Source organism: uncultured Nostoc sp., from assembly GCF_964247315.1.
Lineage (GTDB): Bacteria > Cyanobacteriota > Cyanobacteriia > Cyanobacteriales > Nostocaceae > Nostoc.
This window is the reverse complement of sequence record NZ_CAXTTT010000060.1, coordinates 42,096-44,890: the sequence shown is the minus strand read 5'-3', so window position 1 is coordinate 44,890 and position 2,795 is coordinate 42,096. Positions and strand designations below refer to the sequence as shown.

Here is a 2,795-nt window from a genome sequence, read left to right as displayed (position 1 = left end):
TGACAAATGACAAATGACAAATGACAAATGACAAATGACAAATGACAAATGACAAGATCCGTTGAGACATGACAATGATTTGGGATAATTAACTGCGTCCATCAGTGTCGATGTGCGGTTCCAAATCGTAACTGTAAGGAAACACTGATGATTTTTGGATAGTTATCTGCGTTCATCACTGGAAAGTGCGATCGCACTTCTCTTGAGACAGCGTTGATATGCGGTTCAAAATCCACAATTCACTAAGGGTCATGGGTTCTGAAAATTTATCACAAGATACACTAGCCGAACAGTTGTTGGAACTAGCTATAAAATCTGGAGCAGAAGCTGCTGAGGTGTATCAGTCGCGATCGCTTTCTCGTCCCGTGTTTTTTGAGGCAAACCGACTCAAACAGCTAGAAACTAACCAATCTGAAGGCACAGCACTACGGCTTTGGCGAAACGGGTGTCCGGGACTGACAGTGGCTTACGGTTCTGTCTTAGCCGAAGTAATGGTGGAAAAAGCTCTGGCTCTGAGTCAACTAAATCAACCAGAAACTGTCGAATTAGGCTCTAACTTTCAGCCTGAATACCCCGATTTAGGAGAAAGTTTACCGATAGAGGTTTTGGTAGATTGGGGCAAACAAGCGATCGCACTCATCCGTGATGCCTATCCCGATGTTGTATGCAATGGTGACTGGGAATGTGATATTGAAACCACCAGACTAGTCAACACCAAAGGTTTAGATTGTCACTATACTGATACTACCCTCAGCTGCTATGTATCAGCAGAATGGGTGCGTGGTGATGATTTTTTAAGTGTTGCTGATGGTCAAACCAACCGGGGGGAACTCGATCCACAGAGATTAGCTAATCAAATTTTACAACGGTTAATTTGGGCCAGAGAAAATATCTCACCTCCCACTGGTCGCGTCCCGATTTTGTTCACTTCTAAAGCCGCCGATATGCTTTGGGGTACTGTGCAAGCCGCTTTGAATGGCAAGCGAGTTTTAGAAGCAGCTTCACCTTGGGCAGAACGTTTGGGTAAGGAAGTAGTTGCACCCAGTCTCACCATTTACCAAGATCCAGAAGCTGGCCCTTACAGTTGCCCTTTTGATGATGAAGGCACTCCTACTCAATCTCTGGTATTTATCCAAAACGGGACTTTACAGCATTTTTATGGCGATCGCACCACTGGCTCCCAACTGGGTACCTACACCACTGGAAATGGTTTTCGCCCTGGTTTAGGCAGCTATCCCACCCCTGGTTTATTTAATTTTCTCATCCAGCCAGGTTCAGCATCGCTACCAGATTTGATTCAACAACTAGATGATGGCTTGATTGTCGATCAAATGTTGGGTGGTGGCGGCAGTATTTCTGGAGATTTTTCGATCAACGTCGATTTAGGCTACCGCGTCCAAAATGGTCAAGTGATTGGGCGTGTTAAGGATACGATGGTTGCAGGTAATGTTTACACAGCCCTGAAGCAATTGGTTACACTAGGCAACGATGTTGATTGGAATGGTTCTTGTTATACTCCGTCTTTGATAGTAGAAGGGCTATCTACCACGGGAAGAAGCAATTAAATAATTCGTAATTCGTAGTTGGAGACAGGAATTGTGTAGTAACTAATTATACAGAAAGTTTCAAATTAGTGAACTACACAACGATTCATCTCAAAGCCAGATATAAAGCCTGTTTTACTTCTGTTAGCACAGCGGGGCGCAGCCCATTCTGAATTCTGCTGTATTTTGCCAACGACTTTTAAAACATCCTCTAAAATTCCACCGAACAGCTTTTTAGTAAAGATTTGTAATAAAAAATCCCAAATCTAAAATCCAAAATTGGTATGAATATGGTTTTTCACACTATTTAGAGTAATAAACACCCCTGAACAATTAAGATGTAGCAAGAGCATTAAAGTTCCCAAATCTCTGCTACGCTATCACCAATAATCAGAGTAACAATTATAGTGAAGAAAATAGTATGAGCAGGAAAAATATATTACAGCGTTTTTCAGGTAAATGAGGTGCACAGGTAGGGGCACAATAATGTTGTGCCCTTACGATAATCTGTACCTCACCAAGTTGCAATCTGCTGTATTAATCATAAACTTTGATTTAGAGATATTTTTTAACAATAAAAAACCTATATTAAACCCATTTTCGTAGGTTTAGGGATAGATTTTGATATTTTTTCAAGCTATAATCCTGAGTAAGTAAAAAATATTATCATAATACAGTCTTCGCTAATATCATCTTTTAAAGCTAGGATTAATCTAAGATTTTTGCACAGCTAAATATTCTGAGGTAGAACCCGAAAAAGTCGCAATCTATCCCGAACGTACACATTAGATATTTTTAATTAATCATCTGCCAAATTTTGAGAATGTTCTCACCACTTCCACCACCAGCAATGGTTTGTCCATCTGGGCTAATGGCAACAGCATAAATATATCCAGAACCTGTCTCCAAAGTGCGGATTTCCTTTCCTGTGACTGGGTTCCAAAGTTTGATTGTCTTGTCACTACTACCACTTACAAGGGTAATACCATTTGAACTTACGCTTGGTAAAAAGGCGACAGAATTAACCTTATCATGATGTCCTTTTAAGGTGTGGATTAACTTTCCTGTTTTCAGATTCCACAATTTAACTGTCTTGTCTTTACTGCCACTGGCAAGGATGACACCATCGGGAGCAAAAGCGACTGAAAGAATCGGCTCTGCATTTCCCTCTAAGGTGCGGATTAACTTTCCTGTGCCCAGATTCCACAATTTAATTGTTTTATCCCAGCTACCGCTAGCAAGGGTTTTACC

At 41.0% G+C, this 2,795-nt stretch carries 3 protein-coding genes; 1 reads left to right on the top strand and 2 read right to left on the bottom strand.

Features of this window, described 5'->3' with window-relative positions; translation table 11 throughout:
* Window positions 1–101: 101 nt before the first annotated feature.
* A complete protein-coding gene (locus ACFE93_RS18660) occupies window positions 102–236 on the bottom strand; it encodes a hypothetical protein (protein ID WP_375475018.1) in 135 nt (44 codons plus the stop codon).
* Between the two features lie 15 nt (window positions 237–251).
* Between ACFE93_RS18660 and ACFE93_RS18655 the strand changes: the two genes are divergently transcribed.
* Entirely contained in the window at window positions 252–1,565 is a 1,314-nt protein-coding gene (locus tag ACFE93_RS18655) for a TldD/PmbA family protein (RefSeq protein WP_375475016.1), read from the top strand.
* A 774-nt stretch (window positions 1,566–2,339) separates the two neighbouring features.
* On the opposite strand, the gene ACFE93_RS18650 is transcribed toward ACFE93_RS18655, so the two are convergent.
* A partial coding sequence (locus ACFE93_RS18650; protein ID WP_375475014.1) for a WD40 repeat domain-containing protein occupies window positions 2,340–2,795 on the bottom strand: 456 nt, incomplete at its 5' end.

What these genes read in the sequence shown, in the direction of transcription:
- ACFE93_RS18655 (WP_375475016.1), top strand. Translation starts at nt 252, where the DNA reads ATGGGTTCTGAAAATTTATCACAAGATACACTAGCCGAACAGTTGTTG.